Here is a 16,555-nt window from a genome sequence, read left to right as displayed (position 1 = left end):
CCTCAGTCGTCATCGTCGCCGGGCCCGGTGTGGTCGTCGTCATCATCATCGGGGCCGTCGTCGTCATCGTCGTCGCGCACGCGCGGGGTGACCTTGCCGGACGTGTCGTCGTCGCCGTGCGTCGGCGTCGTGGACGGGGTGGGATCTTGGTCGGGCGCGATCGTGATCGGGGTGGTGTCGCGCGGCGCCGGATCGGCGCCGGCAGAGACCCTGGAGACGATGACCGCGGCGAGCGCCAGCGCCACGACGGCGAGCACCGCAGCGGGGAGGCGTCTGCGCAGGTCCATGGCTCCAGCCTGCCCCATGCGTCCGCGCGGGTCGATGAGGCGGTGATGAGAGTGTTCTTAGGTTCGGCCCGTGCCGGGCGATCATCGGTCGTGTGGCACAGTTTTGTCGTGATGATCTGGCGTGACTTCCGCGGTGCCGCGACGGATCCGCGCACCGAGCCGTCCGCCGTGACGGTGGGCAACTTCGACGGCGTGCACAAGGGACACCAGCACGTGCTGGCCCGCACCCGTGAGCTCGCCGGTGGGCTGCCGGTCATCGCGGTGACCTTCGTGCCTCACCCACTGGCCGTCGTACGCCCGGAGCAGGCGCCGACGCGGCTCACCACGATCGAGCGCCGGGTCGAGCTGCTGCGTGCCGCGGGCGCCGACGAGGTCCGCATCCTCAACTTCACCGCCGAGATGGCGTCGTGGTCGCCGCAGGAGTTCGTCGACCGGGTCCTGGTGGAGCAGCTCAGCGCCGGACTCGTGGCGGTCGGCGACAACTTCCGCTTCGGCTCCAAGGCCAGCGGCGACACGACCTTCCTCCGCGAGGCGGGGGAGCGCGCCGGGTTCGCGGTCGACGGTCTCGCCCTCGACGGCGGTGCGGTGCCCTACTCGTCGACACTCGTCCGTACGTTGGTCGCCGAGGGCCGGCTCGTCGAGGCCGCCGAGGTGCTCGGCCGCCCCCACGAGGTGTCCGGCATCGTCACCAAGGGTGACCAGCGGGGCCGCGAGCTGGGCTTCCCGACGGCCAACGTCCCGGTCGACGAGGCCTACGCGGTGCCACCCGACGGGGTCTACGCCGGCTGGCTCGTACGCGCTGACGGCGAGAGACTGCCCGCGGCGATCTCGGTCGGCACCAACCCCACGTTCGACGGCGTCGAGCGACGCGTCGAGTCGTACGTCATCGACCGCACCGACCTGGAGCTCTACGGCGAGTCGATCCGCGTCGAGCTGGTCGACCGGCTGCGAAGCATGGTCAAGTACGAGGGCATCGACCCGCTCATCGCGCAGATGCACCAGGACGTCGACAAGGCCCGCGAGATTCTGCAAACCTGAAACCTGTTCCACCTCGCGCCGAACGCGGGTACGTTGTCCGCATTCTGCGTGCGTGCGGCACGCCTGACGTGGGGAGCCCCATGACGACGCGACGCCTGCTCGGCCTGGTCATCGCCGCTGCGACGGCCACCTCGACCCTTGCCCTGGTCCCGGCGTCGCCGGCTGCCGCAGCGGGGCGCTGCGGTGACCATCCCTGGTGCGACACGTCGTTGAGCCCGGGCAAGCGGGCCGACCTGCTGCTCGCGCAGATGACGCTGACCGAGAAGGTCGGCATGCTGGGAGGCGACTCGCTGACCTCCGGCGCGTTCAGCGGACCCGACCAGCACACCGGCGTGCAGAAGGGCATTCCGCGCCTCGACGTGCCGACCATCTACTACAGCGATGGTCCGGTGGGCCCGCGTCAGGGCAAGTCGATCGGGCTGCCGGCGCCGCTGACCCTCGCAGCCACGTTCGACCCGGAGCTGGCCCGCTCGCACGGCACGGTGGCGGCGCTCGAGGCGAGAGCCAAGGGCAATGACGCGATCTACGCCCCGACGGTCAACATCGCCCGCACCCCGCTGGCCGGTCGTACGTTCGAGGGCTACGGCGAGGACCCGTGGCTGACCAGCCGGCTCGGCGTCGCGTGGATCGAGGGCGCGCAGTCGACCGGGCTCATCGGCAACGTCAAGCACTTCGCCGCCAACAACCAGGAGGGCATCGACCTCACGGGCGGCGTGCTCAACGAGTACCTCCCGCTCGGGCTCGGGATCATCGGCACGCGCTACGCACAGAACTCGATCGTCGACGACCGCACGCTGCGCGAGATCTACCTCCCGCAGTTCGAGGCGGCAGTCAAGGAGGCCAAGGTCGGCACGATCATGTGCGCCTACAACCGGGTCAACGGCAAGTACGCCTGCCAGAACCCGACGCTGCTCAAGCAGATCCTGCGCGACGAGTGGGGCTTCAAGGGCTACACGATCGCGGACTACCTGGCGATCCACACCACCGACGGTGGCCTCAACAACGGCCTCGACTTCGAGCCCTGGCCGCCGGTCGGCTACCAGCCGCTGCTGGTGTCCGGCGCGGTGACTCTCGGTCAGGTCTCGCGGGCGACGATCGACCAGCACGTGCACGTGATGCTCGAGACGTGGTTCCGGTTCGGCGTGTTCGACCGGGCGGCGTACCGCAACGACGACGCGCAGATCGACAAGACCGCCGACGGGCTGGCTTCCCAGCGCATCGCCGAGCAGTCGACGACGTTGCTGCGCAACCAGGACCACGTCCTGCCGATCTCGCCGTCCGTGAAGTCGATCGTCGTGATCGGCAAGCCCGCGACACAGTTCGCCGTCGGCGGCGGGTCCGGTGAGGTCGCGCCGTTCGAGAACCACTCGCTCCTCGACGGCCTCAAGGCCCGTGCCGGCTCAGGCGTCGCGGTCACGTACGACGACGGCACCGACAAGGCGCGAGCGACTGCCGCCGCCAAGGCCGCGGACCTCGCGATCGTCGTCGCCAAGGACCAGTACGGCGAGGGATCGGACCGCAACTGCCTGACCTTGGAGTGCCCGGGCGTGAACGGCAACCAGGACGCGCTGATCGACGCCGTCGCGACCGGCCAGCCCAAGACCGTCGTGGTCCTCGAGTCCGGCGGGGCCGACCTCACGCCGTGGCGGTCGAAGGTCGCCGCGCTCGTGCAGGCCTGGTATCCCGGCGCGCACGGCGGCCCGGCGCTCGCCAGGGTGCTGTTCGGCGACGTCGACCCCGGTGGCCGGTTGCCCATCACGTTCCCCGACAGCGAGTCGCAGCTGCCGACCGCGGTGAGCACCGCGCGCTATCCCGGCAGCGGCGTCCTCGGTCTCGACACGCACTACGACGAGGGCGTGTTCGTCGGTTATCGCTGGTACGACGAGAAGAAGCTGGCGCCGGCCTACCCGTTCGGGTTCGGTCTTTCCTACACCTCGTTCGCGCTGTCCGGGCTCGAGGTCGTCCCAAACGGCAGCGGCGCCACGGTGAAGGCTCGCGTGACGAACACCGGCGATCGTACGGGCTATGCGGTGCCGCAGCTCTACCTCGGCCTGCCGGACCAGTCGGCGTCGGTGCAGCAGCCGCCCGCGGCGCTCAAGGGCTTCACCAAGGTCCAGCTCGCGCCGGGGGAGTCGCGCACGGTCTCGTTCCCGCTCGACGAGCGCGCCCTGTCGTACTGGGACACCAGCGCGTCGGCGTGGAAGGTGACGAAGGGCTGCGCCGCGGTCAAGGTCGGCTTCTCGTCGCGCGACCTGCCGCTCGACGGCCAGCTGCCCATCGGCGGGGGTGCCTGCTAGTCCGCGAGCTCGGCCGCGACCGCCCTGGCGACGGCCTGCATGCCGGCCAGTCTTGGGTGGAACGCGATGCCGTCGGCGTCTCGCACGGTGCGGCCGTTGGTCCAGGCGCGCGCACCCGCGCACGCGTCGTGCCCGCGCGACGCCTTGCGCATCGAGACGTACGGGACGCCCGCGTTGCGTGCGGCATCGGCAAGCGCCTGGTCGAGGGCCTCCTCGGCTGCCGCGACAGCTGCCGTGTCGGCGGCAGGGATGCCGATCGTCGGGCACGTGCCGGAGTCGGGCATGATCCGCAGGTAGCCGACGAGCAGGACGGTCGCCTTCGGAGCCTTCGCGCGTACGTCATCGAGCACCGTCGCGATGTCGCTGACGGTCTGGTGCAGGATCCTCGGCGCGGAGTCGCGGGAGAACGGCGCACACGCTCCCTGACCGCCCGTGCAGGCCGAGATCAGGGACGCGAACAGGTTGCCGTCGTTGCCGCCGATGCCGACGGTGACGAGGTCCGTGCCGGCCCGGACAGCGGCGATCTGCGGTCGCGCCCCGACGGGTCCGCCGGCCTGGTGCAGAACGTCGTGGGTCGTCGCGCCGGCGCAGCTGACGTCGGTGAACGACGTCGCGTCGAGCCGCTGCGCCAGCAACGACGGCCAGTTGTGGTCGGAGCGCAGGCACAGCTCGCCGCCCGCACCCAGGGCGGCGAGCCCCGGACCGGCGGTGAACGAGTCGCCGAGGGCGACGTACGAGCGTACGGCCGGCAGCGCGGGCGTCCGGCTCGGCGTCGGGGTCACCGTGGTCGAGCTGGACGGTGCCGGCTGGTCGGGTGCCGACGAGCAACCCGCGAGCAGCGCCGCGACCGCCACGCCGGCGACCAAGGCTCTCCACGACATGTGCACGACGCTAGCCGGGGCCTGGTGACCGCTCGGTGAAGGACCTCTTGCCCTCCGCCGGCGATTCGCCCCGGGAGCAGTGGCGCTGATACTCTGGACGTTGCCGTCTGATCGGCCACGGATCCAGAGTGCCCCGGTGGACAAGCCCGGGCGCGCCGTGCAACGGAACCCCCAGAGGAGAAGAGTGTCAAAGAAGACTGCTGCGCCCACGGTCGCAGGCATTGCCAAGGAAGACATCATCAAGCAGTACGCGCTCAGTGACGGCGACACCGGATCCCCTGAGGTCCAGATCGCGCTCCTGACGGGTCGCATCTCGCACCTGACCGCGCACCTGCAGGAGCACAAGCACGACCACCACAGCCGTCGTGGTCTGCTGCTCCTCGTCGGACAGCGTCGTCGTCTGCTCAACTACCTGCAGAACAACGACATCGAGCGCTACCGCTCGCTCATCGAGCGTCTCGGTCTGCGCCGCTAGACCCCTGAGGCGGTCACTCCCCGTGGAGTGACCGCCTTTCTTCACAACTGCACATCGCACCACCCATGACGAGAGTGCCCAGGCACGACGAGCTCGGTCCTCGGTAGTGGCCCTCGGGATGTTCCGCACGGAACGCCCGCAGGCCTCGATCGAAGACCGACACGGTTTCACCGTCTGGCACCTCTCGTCCCAACAGGCAGGCATACGCCTGCGGAAGGGACTTCCATGTCGGAATCCACACTTCACACCGCTGAGACCGTCATCGACAATGGCAGCTTCGGCACCCGCACGATCCGTTTCGAGACGGGCGTCCTCGCCCAGCAGGCCGCCGGCTCCGTCGCCGCCTTCCTCGACGACGACACGATGCTCCTGTCGGCCACCACGGCCGGCAAGCACCCCAAGGACCACTTCGACTTCTTCCCCTTGACGATCGACGTCGAGGAGCGGATGTACGCCGCCGGTCGCATCCCGGGCTCGTTCTTCCGCCGTGAAGGACGCCCCAGCGAGGACGCGATCCTCACGTGCCGCCTGATCGACCGCCCGCTGCGCCCGACCTTCAAGAAGGGTCTGCGCAACGAGGTCCAGGTCGTCATCACGGTCCTGGCGCTCAACCCCGACACGCCGTACGACGTCCTGGCGATCAACGCGGCTTCCGCGTCGACCCAGATCTCGGGCCTGCCGTTCACCGGTCCCGTCGGCGCCACGCGCGTCGCCCTGATCGACGGCCAGTGGGTCGGCTTCCCGACGCACAGCCAGCTCGAGAACGCCGTGTTCGACATGGTGGTCGCCGGCCGCATCGCTGGTGACGACGTCGCCATCATGATGGTCGAGGCCGAGTCGACCGAGTCGACCTGGGACCTCGTCCAGAGCGGTGTCCAGGCGCCGACCGAAGAGGTCGTCGCCGGTGGCCTCGAGGCCGCCAAGGTCTTCATCAAGCAGCTGTGCGAGGCGCAGATCGCCCTCGCCGAGACCGCCGCCAAGCCGGTCCGCGAGTTCCCGATCTTCCTCGACTACGAGGACGACGTCTACGAAGCCGTCGAGGCCGTCGCCAAGGCCGATCTGGCCCAGGCCCTCACGATCGTCAGCAAGGCTGACCGCGAGGAGCGCGAGTCCGAGATCAAGGCCGACGTCATCGAGAAGCTCGGTGAGCAGTTCGAGGGTCGCGAGAAGGAGATCGGCGCCGCCGTTCGCTCCGTGACCAAGGCTGTCGTCCGCGAGCGCGTCCTGCGCGACAAGGTCCGCATCGACGGCCGTGGCCTCGAGGACATCCGTGCCCTCAGCGCCGAGGTCGGCATCGTCCCCCGCGTGCACGGCTCGGCGCTGTTCCAGCGCGGCGAGACGCAGATCATGGGCATCACGACGCTCAACATGCTGGGCCTCGAGCAGAAGCTCGACACGCTCTCGCCCGAGACGTCGCGCCGCTACATGCACAACTACAACTTCCCGCCCTACTCGACCGGTGAGACCGGCCGGGTCGGTTCGCCGAAGCGCCGCGAGATCGGCCACGGTGCCCTCGCGGGCCGTGCGCTCCTCCCGGTCCTGCCGACGCGCGAGGAGTTCCCCTACGCGATCCGCCAGGTGTCCGAGGCGCTCAGCTCCAACGGCTCCACCTCGATGGGTTCGGTCTGCGCCTCGACGCTGGGCCTGCTCAACGCCGGTGTGCCGCTGCGCGCGCCGGTCGCCGGCATCGCGATGGGCCTGATCTCCGGTGAGATCGACGGCAAGCAGACGTTCGTCACGCTGACCGACATCCTGGGAGCCGAGGACGCCTTCGGCGACATGGACTTCAAGGTCGCCGGAACGCGCGAGTTCGTCACCGCCCTGCAGCTCGACACCAAGCTCGACGGCATCCCCGCCGACGTGCTGGCCGGCGCGCTGACCCAGGCCTACGGTGCGCGTGTCGCGATCCTCGACGTCATGGCCGAGGCCATCGACGAGCCCGACGACATGAGCCCCTACGCCCCGCGGATCATCACGATCAAGATCCCCGTGGACAAGATCGGTGAGGTCATCGGCCCCAAGGGCAAGATCATCAACCAGATCCAGGACGAGACGGGCGCCAACATCTCGCTCGAGGACGACGGCACGGTCTACGTCGGTGCGGAGAGCGGCGAAGCTGCCGAGGCCGCCCGCGACGCGATCAACGCCATCGCCAACCCGACGATGCCCGAGGTCGGCGAGCGCTACCTCGGCACCGTCGTCAAGACGGTCGACTTCGGCGCGTTCGTGTCGCTGGCTCCGGGGCGCGACGGCCTGCTGCACATCAGCAAGCTGCGTGAGCTCAACGGCGGCCAGCGCGTCAACAACGTCGAGGACGTCGTCAAGGTCGGCCAGAAGATCCAGGTCGAGATCGCCGAGCTCGGCGACCGCGGCAAGCTCTCGCTGGTCCCGGTCCTCGAGGACAAGGGTGACGAGGCTGCCCCGGCCGAGGAGCCGGTCAGCTCCGACGCCTGATCCGTACGTCTGAAGGGCCCGGTTGCTTCGGCAGCCGGGCCCTTCGGCGTACCCGAGGACCGACGGTCGTGAGAGCATCACCCGGTGACGACACCCCCTGACGTCCTCGACGGCGCTGACCCACTGGCCGCGTTCCGCGAACGCTTCGTGATCGACGAGGACCTCGTCGCCTACCTCGACGGCAACTCGCTGGGCCGCGTGCCCCAGGCGACGGTCGACCGGCTCGCTGCGTTCGTGCGCGAGGAGTGGGGGAGCCGGTTGATCCGCGGTTGGGAGGACTCGTGGGTCGACCTCCCGGTCACCGTCGGTGACGAGCTCGGCGAAGCGCTCCTGGGTGCCGCTGCCGGGCAGACGGTGATCGCCGACTCGACCTCGGTCAACCTCTACAAGCTGCTGCACGCAGCGATCGGCCTACGCCCCGAGCGCGACGAGATCGTGATCGACGCGACGAACTTCCCGACCGACCGCTACCTCGTCGAGTCGGTCGCCGCCGCTCGCGGCCTGACGGTCCGCTGGCTGCGACCGGACCTGGTCGACAACGTCACGGTCGACGAGCTCGCCGACGTGGTCGGTGAGCGTACGGCCGTGGTCGTGCTGAGCCACGTCGACTACCGTTCCGGCACCTTGGTCGACTTGAGCGCCGTCACGCGGCTCGTGCACGATCACGGTGCCGTGATCGTGTGGGACCTCTGCCACTCCGCAGGTGTGCTGCCGATCGCGCTCGACGCGGCCGAGGTCGACTTCGCGGTCGGCTGCACCTACAAGTACGTCAACAGCGGTCCCGGCGCGCCGGCGTTCCTGTACGTCGCCGAGCGGCACCTGACCGCGGTGACCCAGCCGATCGCCGGCTGGTGGAGCGCGTCGGACCTGTTCGCGATGTCCGAGACGTACGAGGTGGCGCCGACGATCCGGCGGATGCTCAGCGGCACCCCGTTGGTCACCGGCATCGTCGCGGTGCAGGAGGGCGTACGCCTGATCGCCGAGGCAGGCACCGACGCGATCCGGGCCAAGTCCGAGGCCCTGACGGCGTACGCGGTCGAGCTGCTGGACGACGCCGGCCTCGAGCTGGTGACACCACGCGACTCGGCTCTGCGCGGGAGCCACGTCACCGTGCGCCATCCGGAGGCGCGCCGCATCACCGACGAGATGATCGGGCGCGGCGTCGTGCCGGACTTCCGGGAGCCCGACCTGATCCGACTCGGGCTGTCACCGCTGTCGACCTCGTTCGCCGAGGTCGAGGCCGGGATCCGCATCCTCGTCGACTGCGTCGGCAGTACTCGCCGATAGGCTGGCGCCATGACACGAGTCGCGGTGCTGGGTGCCAAGGGGCGCATGGGTTCGGAGTCGGTCCGGGCGCTCAATGACGCCGACGGCATCGAGGTCGTGGCCGAGGTCGACGTCGACGACTCGCTCGACCTGGTCGCGGAGTCGGGAGCCGAGGTCGCGCTCGACTTCACGCAGCCAGCCGTGGCGCTGGACAACGTGGCGTGGTGCATCGAGCACGGAGTCAACGTCGTGGTCGGCACCTCCGGCTTCGACGATGCCAAGATCGATCGCGTGCGCGGCCTGCTGGGCGACGCGCCGTCGACCGGCGTGCTGATCGTGCCCAACTTCTCGATCGGCGCGGTGCTGATGATGCGCTTCGCCGCCACGGCTGCGCCGTTCTTCGAGTCGATCGAGGTCATCGAGCTGCACCATCCCAACAAGATCGACGCACCGTCCGGCACCGCCACGCGCACCGCCGAGATGATCGCCGCGGCCCGCGACGCCGCCGGATCCGCGCCGCTGCCGGACGCCACGACGACGGACCCCGACGGCGCACGCGGCGCCAAGGTCGCGGGCATCCCCGTGCACTCGGTGCGTGCCCGCGGGTTCACGGCGTCGCAGGAGGTCCTGTTCGGTGGGGCGGGGGAGACGTTCTCGATCCGTCACGACTCGATCGACCGGGCGTCGTTCATGCCCGGCGTCGTGGCGGCCGTACGCGCGGTGCCGACGCGTCCTGGCGTCACCGTGGGGCTCGAGGCCGTGCTCGGCCTCTAGAGGCGTACGAGCGCGGCGACGAGGGCTGCGGCGAACACGACCGGCAGGAACGGCACGCGCAACGACAACAGCACTGCAGCGACGACGAGCCCCAGCAGCCGGGCGTCGATCGTGAGCGAGTCGCCGTGGGCGAACACCTGAACCGCGATCAATGCTCCGAGCAGTGCGACCGGGATGAGGTCGGCGGCGCGCACCGTCGCGGGGTGGTTGAGCACCCGCTCCGGCACCGACAGCCCGGCGTACTTCAGTGCGAAGCAGCCGACGATCATCACGACGATGCCGATCCACAGCGACGTCATGGTGCCGCCTTGGGGCGCCACAGCATGCCGAGCAGGACCGCGGCCCCGCCGCCGAGGATGATCGGCAGGCCGGCAGCGCTCATCGGGACCAGCCCGAGGGCGACCGCGGCGCCGAACAGGGCGACGAGCCGGGCGTGCCACGACGTCAGCCGGGGCCACAGCAGCCCCAGGAACGCCGCGCCGACGGCGGCGTCGAGCCCGTACGTCTCGGGGTCGCCGATCTTCTCGCCGGCCACCGCACCGACGTACGTCATGAGGTTCCAGAGCACGAAGATCGAGATGCCGGTCCAGTAGAAGCCGAGCCGGGTCTGCCGCGTCGTCTCGCGGGTGACGGCCATCGCGGTCGACTCGTCGATCACGAAGTGGGCCGAGCCGAGCCGTTGCGGGCCGTTGAGGTCGAGCTTCTGGGCGAGGCTGAGTCCGTAGAACAGGTTGCGGCTGCCGAGCAGGACCGCGGTCAACGCGCCGGTCACCGGGTTGCCCCCGGACGCGATGATGCCGATGAAGGCGAACTGCGAGGCGCCCGTGAACACCAGGAGCGACAGCACGCAGGTCTGCAGCACGTCGAGGCCGGAGGTCGTGGAGATCGCGCCGAACGAGACGCCGTACGCACCAGTCGCCAGGCCGACTCCCAACGAGTCGACGATGACGGAGCGGTCGGTCGCCGTCATCCGATCGCGGTGTGCAGCCGGATCTGCTTGAGGGTCTCCCCGGTGTCGGACGCGAGCTCACGATGGGCGCCGTCGGGCTCCCAGCCGGACTCCGTGACGAACCCGCGCAGCACGTCGTCGGTCGAGCCCACCCACCACACGGCGCGGGTGAACTTGTCGGCGGCGAGGGTGTCGACGGCGGCCTGCAGGAGGCGCGAGCCATGGCCCTCGCGCTGGTGCGCGGGGTCGATGACGAGCTCGCCGATCTCGCCGTCGGCCACCTGGTCGGCGTCAGGGTCGTAGCACGGGTGCACGAGCGCGAACCCGCGTACGTCCGCCCGCTCCAACGCCACCAGCACCCGCATGCGCGCGTCCTTGGGGGAGGAGATCACCGTGGCCCAGCGCTCGGCGAGCTCGGTATCGGCGGTGGCCTCGAGCTCGTCGGGCGAGACCAGGTCGGCGTAGCTCTCGCGCCACCGCGCGAGCTGCACACGAACGATCGAGGTCGCGTCGTCCGGCCAGGCCAGACGCGCGCTGACGTCAGCAGTGGTCACGCCGTCACCCGCATCGAAAAGGCAGGATAAGCGGGCGCCGGCGTGATGGCAGCAACATGGTTCGCTCGCTGGCGCTCGCTCACGCGTCCAGGAAGCTCTCGACGAGGTGTGACTCGGCGCCCTGGGAGTCGAGCATCGCCGCGGTCATCGACGTGTTGCGAAGCGTCGGCCAGGTCTCCCACCCGATGACCGCGAGGCCGGGGAATCCGGCAATGACGAGGGGCCATCCTCCGTAGTCGCCGGCGAACGTGACGGCGCAGGCCGGGATGATCATCGCGAAGAAGCAGTAGAAGAACTTGCGCACGGTCTGCGCCGCGAAGACGCCGATCGCCTCGTTGCGCAGCTCATGGGGTGGTGTCTCGGGCGACAGCGGCGAGGCCCTCAGCCAGACCCGCTCGGCGAAGAACGCGCCGACCGCGATCGGCACGACGAGCGCGACCGCGAGCCACGCCGGCGGGTAGTCCGCGTCGGACCCACCGAACAGGAAGAACAGGGCCACGAGGAAGGCGGCGACCATTCCGATCTGCACCAACGCGAAGTTGCGGACCTCTTTGGGTGTGGCGTCGTATTCAGCGCTCGGCATGGTCAGAGTTTCGCACACGATCCGTCGGTGGCGATTGATAGTCTGCGGTCATGCGGGCCTACCTCGATCTCGTCCAACGGATCCTCGACGAAGGGGTCGCCAAGGGTGACCGCACGGGCACCGGCACGCGCAGCGTCTTCGGCCACCAGATGCGGTTCGACCTCAGCGAGGGATTCCCTCTCGTGACGACCAAGAAGGTGCACCTCAAGTCGGTCGTCGCCGAGCTGCTGTGGTTCATCGCGGGCGACACCAACACCGGCTACCTCCGCGACAACGGCGTGACGATCTGGGACGAGTGGGCCGACGACAACGGCGACCTCGGGCCGGTCTACGGCTACCAGTGGCGCTCCTGGCCTGCGCCGGGCGGCGAGCACATCGACCAGCTCGCAGCCGTCATCGAGCAGATCAAGACCAACCCCGACTCGCGTCGTCACGTCGTCAGCGCGTGGAACGTCGCCGAGCTCGACGCGATGGCGTTGATGCCGTGCCACGCGTTCTTCCAGTTCTACGTCGCCGACGGCAAGCTCTCGTGCCAGATGTACCAACGTTCGGCCGACGTCTTCCTTGGCGTGCCGTTCAACATCGCCTCCTACGCGCTGCTGACCCACATGGTCGCGCAGGTCACGGGGCTCCAGGTCGGCGACTTCGTGCACACGCTCGGCGACGCGCACCTCTACGTCAACCACCTCGACCAGGCCCGTGAGCAGCTGACCCGCGAGCCGCGTGAGCTGCCCGAGCTGTGGCTCGACCCGTCCGTCACCTCGATCGACGGCTTCACGCTCGACTCGATCAAGGTCACCGGCTACGACCCGCACCCGGCGATCAAGGCTCCGATCGCCGTATGAGGCGGAGCCGAATGACGACAGCACTGTGACGGTCACGATCGTCGTGGCGATCGGGTCCAACGGTGTGATCGGCAACGACGGCGAGATGCCGTGGCCGCGCACGGGCGACCAGCAGCAGTTCAAGGCGCTGACGATGGGGCACCCGATCGTGATGGGCCGCACGACGTACGAGTCGATCGGCCGACCCCTGCCGGGCCGCACGTCGATCGTGCTGACCCGCAACGCCGACTGGCACGCCGACGGCGTCGAGGTGGCGCACACTCTGACCGATGCGCTGGCCCTGGCGCTGGGGCGTGACGACGAGGCGTTCCTGATCGGTGGCGCGCAGGTCTATGCCGAGGCGCTGGCTGAGCAGCTCGTCGACCGCATGGTCGTCACGCACGTGCACCTGGCACCCGACGGTGATGCCTGGTTCCCCGACCTCGACTGGTCCGCGTGGACCGAGGTGGGCCGCGAGACGTACGACGGCTACGACATCGCCACCTACGACCGCGCCTGACCGCGGTGGGTCAGAGGAGGATGGCGAGCTGACGGCTCTGGGCGACGAGGTTGCCGGCCTCGTCCCACAGCTCGCAGTCCTCCTCGTGGAAGCCCTTGATGACGTGGCGCGTCGTGAGGCGGGTCGCGATCCAGCCCGGCACGGGCCTGCGGTGCAGGTGGACCGTGAGCTGCACCGTCATCGACTGCGCCTCACCGATCTCGAGCACCGGCGGGGCGTACGAGTCGCAGAGGAACGCCAGCGCGGGAAGGTCGATCTCGCGACCGTCGGCGAGGCGTTGCCACAGCTCGAACGTGGGATCGCCGCTCGGCTGGCCCAGTGCCCAGCCCGGTGCCGTGCCGAGCCGGTAGTCGACGCGATCGAAGATCGTCGACGCGGGCATCGCGTCGGGGAAGTCCTTGGGGTTGATGCAGGCGTCGGGAGCCGGCAGGTCCGGGGGAGTGCCGAGCTCGACCGTCCGTCCGCCGCTGCGGGCGCCGAAGCTCGCCAGCAGCTGGGCGATGTGCCGGTCGCCCTCCCACAGCGCCGCCTCGCCTGTCTGGACCCGGCGACCGCGACGCAGCGACGTCGTGCGCAGCTCGGCTGCGCCGGTCTCGGGCGACGCGAGGTAGGTCACCGCGCCGACCATGGCGTCGTCGGCACCCATCTCCTCGCCGAGACCGCGCAGCATCGCCGCGAGGATGTAGCCACCGTTGGGCTTGCCGAGCGGTGTGTTCCACCGATCCGTCAGGGTCAGGTCGCGGATGCCGTCGCCCCGGGGGACCGACGCGGTGTCGATGTCATAGATGTCCTCGGTCACACCGTCATCCTGCCGGTCGCTGCGGACACCGGCTCAAGCGGTAGCCTCGTGGGTATGACGTCGCCGCTCGCCACCGAGGCTGCGCCCTTCGGGCGCGTGCTGACCGCCATGGTCACGCCGTTCACCCGCGAGGGTGAGCTCGACCTCGCCGACGCGCAGAAGGTCGCGTCCTACCTCGTCGACCAGGGCAGCGACGGACTCGTCATCAGCGGCACGACCGGGGAGTCGCCGACCACCACCGTCGCCGAGGACGGTCGGCTGCTGGCTGCGGTCCTCGAAGCCGTCGGAGACCGTGCGACGGTCGTCGCCGGGGTCGGCACGAACGACACGCGTCACTCCGTCGAGCTCGCCGAGCAGGCCAAGAAGGCCGGCGCGCACGGGCTGCTGCTCGTCACGCCCTACTACAGCAAGCCCCCGCAGGCCGGCATCCTCTCGCACATCGAGGAGGTCGCCCGCGCCGGCGACGACACCCCCGTCATGCTCTACGACATCCCGGGCCGCACCGGCGTCACGATCGCCGACGACACGTACGCCCGGCTTGCTGATCACCCGCTCGTGATCGCGGTCAAGGACGCCCTCGGCGACCTCAACCGCGGCGCCTGGCTGATGCGCGAGACCGGCATCAAGATCTATTCCGGCGACGACCCGGTCAACCTCCCGTGGCTCGCCATGGGCGCCAGCGGCGTCGTGAGCGTCGTCTCGCACGCGGCCGCCGGTGCGTACGCACGCATGGTCGCGGCCGTCGACGCCGGCGACCTCGCCACCGCACGATCCATCAACAACCAGCTGCTTCCCGCCGTCAAGGCGATGATGACCTACACGCAAGGTGCGATCACGTCCAAGGCTGCGCTGCAGCTCCTCGGCGTGGTCGAGCACCGCACGATGCGTTCACCACTCCTCGAAGCCACCGACGAGGAAGTCGCGATCGTACGCGACGGCCTGGTGGCTTCGGGCCTTCTCTGAAAGCTTCGCAATGAGCCACATGCACCTCGAGCTCGATCCGCCTCCCGCACTCCCCGAAGGCGCTCTGCGCGTCATCCCGCTCGGCGGGCTCGGTGAGATCGGCCGCAACATGACGGTCTTCGAGTACGGCGGCAAGCTCCTCGTCGTCGACTGCGGCGTCCTCTTCCCCGAGGAGCACCAGCCCGGCGTCGACCTGATCCTGCCCGACTTCGGCCCCATCCGTGACCGCCTGCAGGACGTCGTCGGCATCGTGCTGACGCACGGCCACGAGGACCACATCGGCGGCGTGCCCTACCTGCTGCGTGAGCGCGACAACATCCCGGTCATCGGCTCGCAGCTCACGCTGGCGTTCCTCGAGCCCAAGCTCAAGGAGCACCGTCTCAAGGACGCGCCCAAGTACGTCGTGTCCGAGGGTGACGTCCAGTCGTTCGGGCCGTTCGAGCTCGAGTTCGTCGCGGTCAACCACTCGATCCCCGACGCCCTCGCCGTTGCGATCAAGACACCGGCCGGCGTCGCGCTGCACACCGGCGACTTCAAGATGGACCAGCTGCCGCTCGACGGCCGCATCACCGACCTCCGGGCGTTCGCGCGCCTCGGCGAGCAGGGCGTCGACCTGTTCCTCACCGACTCGACCAACGCCGAGGTGCCGGGGTTCACGACGTCCGAGCGCAACATCACCCCGGCGATCGACGCGGTGTTCGCCAGCAGCACCCGGCGCATCATCGTGGCGTCGTTCGCGTCGCACATCCACCGCGTCCAGCAGGTCATCGACGCCGCCGTCAAGCACAACCGCAAGGTCGCGTACGTCGGACGGTCGATGGTCCGCAACATGCAGATCGCGCGTGAGCTGGGCTACCTCCACGTGCCCGACGGCGTCGTCGTCGACAAGATCGACGCGGCTCCACCGCACGAGATGGTGCTGATGTCGACCGGCTCGCAGGGCGAGCCGATGGCAGCGCTGTCGCGCATGGCCAACAACAGCCACCAGCAGGTCAGCCTCGAGCCGGGCGACACGGTCCTGCTCGCGTCGTCGCTGATCCCGGGCAACGAGAACGCGATCTACCGCGTGATCGACGGCCTCACCAAGCTCGGCGCCAACGTCGTCCACAAGGGCAACGCCCTGGTGCACGTCTCGGGCCACGCGTCGGCCGGCGAGCTGCTCTACTGCTACAACATCGTCAAGCCGACCAACGTGCTCCCGGTCCACGGCGAGATCCGGCACCTGCACGCCAACGCCAAGCTGGCGACCGCCACCGGCGTGCCCAACGTCCTGCTGGCCGAGGACGGGTTCGTCATCGACCTCGTCGACGGCCACGCCTCGATCACCGGCGCCGTGCAGTGCGGCTACGTCTACGTGGACGGCTCCTCGGTCGGCGACCTGACGGATTCCGAGCTCAAGGATCGCCGCGTGCTCGGCGAGGAGGGCTTCATCTCCGTCGTCGTGGTCGTCGACTCGACCAACGGCAAGATCGTCTCCGGTCCCGAGATCCACGCGCGCGGCATCGCCGAGGACGACTCGGCCTTCGACGAGATCCTGCCCAAGATCGTGTCGGCGCTCGAGGAGTCGATGGCCGAGGGCAACCACGACTCGCGCCAGCTCCAGCAGGTCGTACGCCGGGTCCTCGGCTCGTACGTCGGCCGCAAGCTGCGCCGCCGGCCGATGATCCTCCCCGTCGTCATCGAGGCCTGAGCAACAACCGGCCCCTGGCGACGAAGTCGCGGGAGGGAGCGAGGAACGGGCGACCGAAGGGGCGTACGACGACATGCTCGCGCGAGCGCACGTCTCACGGCGCTTCGCTCGCAGAGCTCGCTCCCACTCGGCCGCCGGCGGCCTCGTCAGCGAACGAGTGCGGCCCGGAAGTGACAGGCTTGCGCCTCGCGACTTCTCACA

General features: G+C 69.6%; 17 protein-coding genes. 10 read left to right on the top strand and 7 right to left on the bottom strand.

Features of this window, described 5'->3' with window-relative positions:
- Positions 1 to 2 precede the first annotated feature (2 nt).
- Positions 3 to 287 (bottom strand): hypothetical protein, encoded by a 285-nt coding sequence (locus tag ASE12_RS04800; protein WP_056397621.1) that lies wholly within the window; start codon positions 285 to 287, stop codon positions 3 to 5.
- A 111-nt stretch (positions 288 to 398) separates the two neighbouring features.
- Here ASE12_RS04800 and ASE12_RS04795 point away from each other — a divergent pair, with 111 nt between their 5' ends.
- Positions 399 to 1,325, top strand: coding sequence for a bifunctional riboflavin kinase/FAD synthetase (locus ASE12_RS04795; protein ID WP_056397619.1), 927 nt, complete (start codon positions 399 to 401; stop codon positions 1,323 to 1,325).
- Positions 1,326 to 1,405: 80 nt separating this feature from the next.
- The gene (locus ASE12_RS04790) at positions 1,406 to 3,622 is read left to right on the top strand and encodes a beta-glucosidase (protein ID WP_056397616.1); all 2,217 of its coding nucleotides are present in this window, start codon (positions 1,406 to 1,408) and stop codon (positions 3,620 to 3,622) included.
- Here ASE12_RS04790 and ASE12_RS04785 read toward each other — a convergent pair.
- Positions 3,619 to 4,503 (bottom strand): SGNH/GDSL hydrolase family protein, encoded by an 885-nt coding sequence (locus ASE12_RS04785; RefSeq protein WP_162255465.1) that lies wholly within the window; start codon positions 4,501 to 4,503, stop codon positions 3,619 to 3,621. The genes ASE12_RS04790 and ASE12_RS04785 overlap by 4 nt on opposite strands.
- Positions 4,504 to 4,723: 220 nt before the next feature.
- Here ASE12_RS04785 and rpsO point away from each other — a divergent pair, with 220 nt between their 5' ends.
- From rpsO to dapB, 4 genes are all read left to right on the top strand, one after another.
- Positions 4,724 to 4,978 (top strand): 30S ribosomal protein S15, encoded by a 255-nt coding sequence (rpsO, locus tag ASE12_RS04780; protein WP_056215938.1) that lies wholly within the window; start codon positions 4,724 to 4,726, stop codon positions 4,976 to 4,978.
- A 225-nt stretch (positions 4,979 to 5,203) separates the two neighbouring features.
- Positions 5,204 to 7,432: a polyribonucleotide nucleotidyltransferase gene (locus ASE12_RS04775; protein ID WP_056397609.1), complete on the top strand. Its 2,229-nt coding sequence runs from the start codon at positions 5,204 to 5,206 to the stop codon at positions 7,430 to 7,432.
- 84 nt (positions 7,433 to 7,516) lie between these two features.
- Positions 7,517 to 8,719, top strand: a complete 1,203-nt coding sequence (kynU, locus tag ASE12_RS04770) for a kynureninase (protein ID WP_056397606.1) — start codon at positions 7,517 to 7,519, stop codon at positions 8,717 to 8,719.
- Between the two features lie 9 nt (positions 8,720 to 8,728).
- Positions 8,729 to 9,472: a 4-hydroxy-tetrahydrodipicolinate reductase gene (gene dapB / locus ASE12_RS04765; protein ID WP_056397602.1), complete on the top strand. Its 744-nt coding sequence runs from the start codon at positions 8,729 to 8,731 to the stop codon at positions 9,470 to 9,472.
- On the opposite strand, the gene ASE12_RS04760 is transcribed toward dapB, so the two are convergent.
- The 4 genes from ASE12_RS04760 to ASE12_RS04745 all read right to left on the bottom strand — a co-directional run bounded on the left by ASE12_RS04760 (position 9,469) and on the right by ASE12_RS04745 (position 11,558).
- The gene (locus ASE12_RS04760; protein ID WP_056397601.1) at positions 9,469 to 9,771 is read right to left on the bottom strand and encodes an AzlD domain-containing protein; all 303 of its coding nucleotides are present in this window, start codon (positions 9,769 to 9,771) and stop codon (positions 9,469 to 9,471) included. The genes dapB and ASE12_RS04760 overlap by 4 nt on opposite strands.
- Positions 9,768 to 10,442: an AzlC family ABC transporter permease gene (locus tag ASE12_RS04755; RefSeq protein WP_056397598.1), complete on the bottom strand. Its 675-nt coding sequence runs from the start codon at positions 10,440 to 10,442 to the stop codon at positions 9,768 to 9,770. Before ASE12_RS04755 ends, ASE12_RS04760 begins: the two co-directional genes overlap by 4 nt.
- Complete coding sequence (locus ASE12_RS04750) at positions 10,439 to 10,975, bottom strand: GNAT family N-acetyltransferase (protein WP_056397595.1); 537 nt, start codon at positions 10,973 to 10,975, stop codon at positions 10,439 to 10,441. Before ASE12_RS04750 ends, ASE12_RS04755 begins: the two co-directional genes overlap by 4 nt.
- 79 nt (positions 10,976 to 11,054) lie before the next feature.
- Positions 11,055 to 11,558 (bottom strand): hypothetical protein, encoded by a 504-nt coding sequence (locus tag ASE12_RS04745; protein ID WP_056397592.1) that lies wholly within the window; start codon positions 11,556 to 11,558, stop codon positions 11,055 to 11,057.
- A gap of 50 nt (positions 11,559 to 11,608) precedes the next feature.
- Between ASE12_RS04745 and ASE12_RS04740 the strand changes: the two genes are divergently transcribed.
- Together ASE12_RS04740 and ASE12_RS04735 are read left to right on the top strand one after the other, a co-directional pair.
- The gene (locus ASE12_RS04740) at positions 11,609 to 12,403 is read left to right on the top strand and encodes a thymidylate synthase (protein WP_056397589.1); all 795 of its coding nucleotides are present in this window, start codon (positions 11,609 to 11,611) and stop codon (positions 12,401 to 12,403) included.
- A gap of 25 nt (positions 12,404 to 12,428) precedes the next feature.
- Positions 12,429 to 12,902: a dihydrofolate reductase gene (locus ASE12_RS04735; RefSeq protein WP_056397587.1), complete on the top strand. Its 474-nt coding sequence runs from the start codon at positions 12,429 to 12,431 to the stop codon at positions 12,900 to 12,902.
- Between the two features lie 10 nt (positions 12,903 to 12,912).
- On the opposite strand, the gene ASE12_RS04730 is transcribed toward ASE12_RS04735, so the two are convergent.
- A complete protein-coding gene (locus ASE12_RS04730; RefSeq protein ID WP_056397584.1) occupies positions 12,913 to 13,701 on the bottom strand; it encodes a thioesterase family protein in 789 nt (262 codons plus the stop codon).
- Positions 13,702 to 13,755: 54 nt separating this feature from the next.
- Between ASE12_RS04730 and dapA the strand changes: the two genes are divergently transcribed.
- On the top strand, positions 13,756 to 14,664 hold the full coding sequence (gene dapA / locus ASE12_RS04725; protein WP_056397581.1) for a 4-hydroxy-tetrahydrodipicolinate synthase: 909 nt from the start codon (positions 13,756 to 13,758) through the stop codon (positions 14,662 to 14,664).
- Between the two features lie 10 nt (positions 14,665 to 14,674).
- Positions 14,675 to 16,354: a ribonuclease J gene (locus ASE12_RS04720; protein WP_056397579.1), complete on the top strand. Its 1,680-nt coding sequence runs from the start codon at positions 14,675 to 14,677 to the stop codon at positions 16,352 to 16,354.
- Positions 16,355 to 16,555 lie beyond the last annotated feature (201 nt).

This window comes from Aeromicrobium sp. Root236, assembly GCF_001428805.1.
Lineage (GTDB): Bacteria > Actinomycetota > Actinomycetes > Propionibacteriales > Nocardioidaceae > Aeromicrobium.
Note: the sequence above shows the minus strand (reverse complement) of the source record. Positions and strands in the feature narration are given on the sequence as shown.

What these genes read in the sequence shown, in the direction of transcription:
- ASE12_RS04800 (WP_056397621.1), bottom strand. Translation starts at nt 287, where the DNA reads ATGGACCTGCGCAGACGCCTCCCCGCTGCGGTGCTCGCCGTCGTGGCG.
- ASE12_RS04795 (WP_056397619.1), top strand. Translation starts at nt 399, where the DNA reads ATGATCTGGCGTGACTTCCGCGGTGCCGCGACGGATCCGCGCACCGAG.
- ASE12_RS04790 (WP_056397616.1), top strand. Translation starts at nt 1,406, where the DNA reads ATGACGACGCGACGCCTGCTCGGCCTGGTCATCGCCGCTGCGACGGCC.
- ASE12_RS04785 (WP_162255465.1), bottom strand. Translation starts at nt 4,503, where the DNA reads ATGTCGTGGAGAGCCTTGGTCGCCGGCGTGGCGGTCGCGGCGCTGCTC.
- ASE12_RS04775 (WP_056397609.1), top strand. Translation starts at nt 5,204, where the DNA reads ATGTCGGAATCCACACTTCACACCGCTGAGACCGTCATCGACAATGGC.
- dapB (WP_056397602.1), top strand. Translation starts at nt 8,729, where the DNA reads ATGACACGAGTCGCGGTGCTGGGTGCCAAGGGGCGCATGGGTTCGGAG.
- ASE12_RS04760 (WP_056397601.1), bottom strand. Translation starts at nt 9,771, where the DNA reads ATGACGTCGCTGTGGATCGGCATCGTCGTGATGATCGTCGGCTGCTTC.
- ASE12_RS04755 (WP_056397598.1), bottom strand. Translation starts at nt 10,442, where the DNA reads ATGACGGCGACCGACCGCTCCGTCATCGTCGACTCGTTGGGAGTCGGC.
- ASE12_RS04745 (WP_056397592.1), bottom strand. Translation starts at nt 11,558, where the DNA reads ATGCCGAGCGCTGAATACGACGCCACACCCAAAGAGGTCCGCAACTTC.
- ASE12_RS04740 (WP_056397589.1), top strand. Translation starts at nt 11,609, where the DNA reads ATGCGGGCCTACCTCGATCTCGTCCAACGGATCCTCGACGAAGGGGTC.
- dapA (WP_056397581.1), top strand. Translation starts at nt 13,756, where the DNA reads ATGACGTCGCCGCTCGCCACCGAGGCTGCGCCCTTCGGGCGCGTGCTG.
- ASE12_RS04720 (WP_056397579.1), top strand. Translation starts at nt 14,675, where the DNA reads ATGAGCCACATGCACCTCGAGCTCGATCCGCCTCCCGCACTCCCCGAA.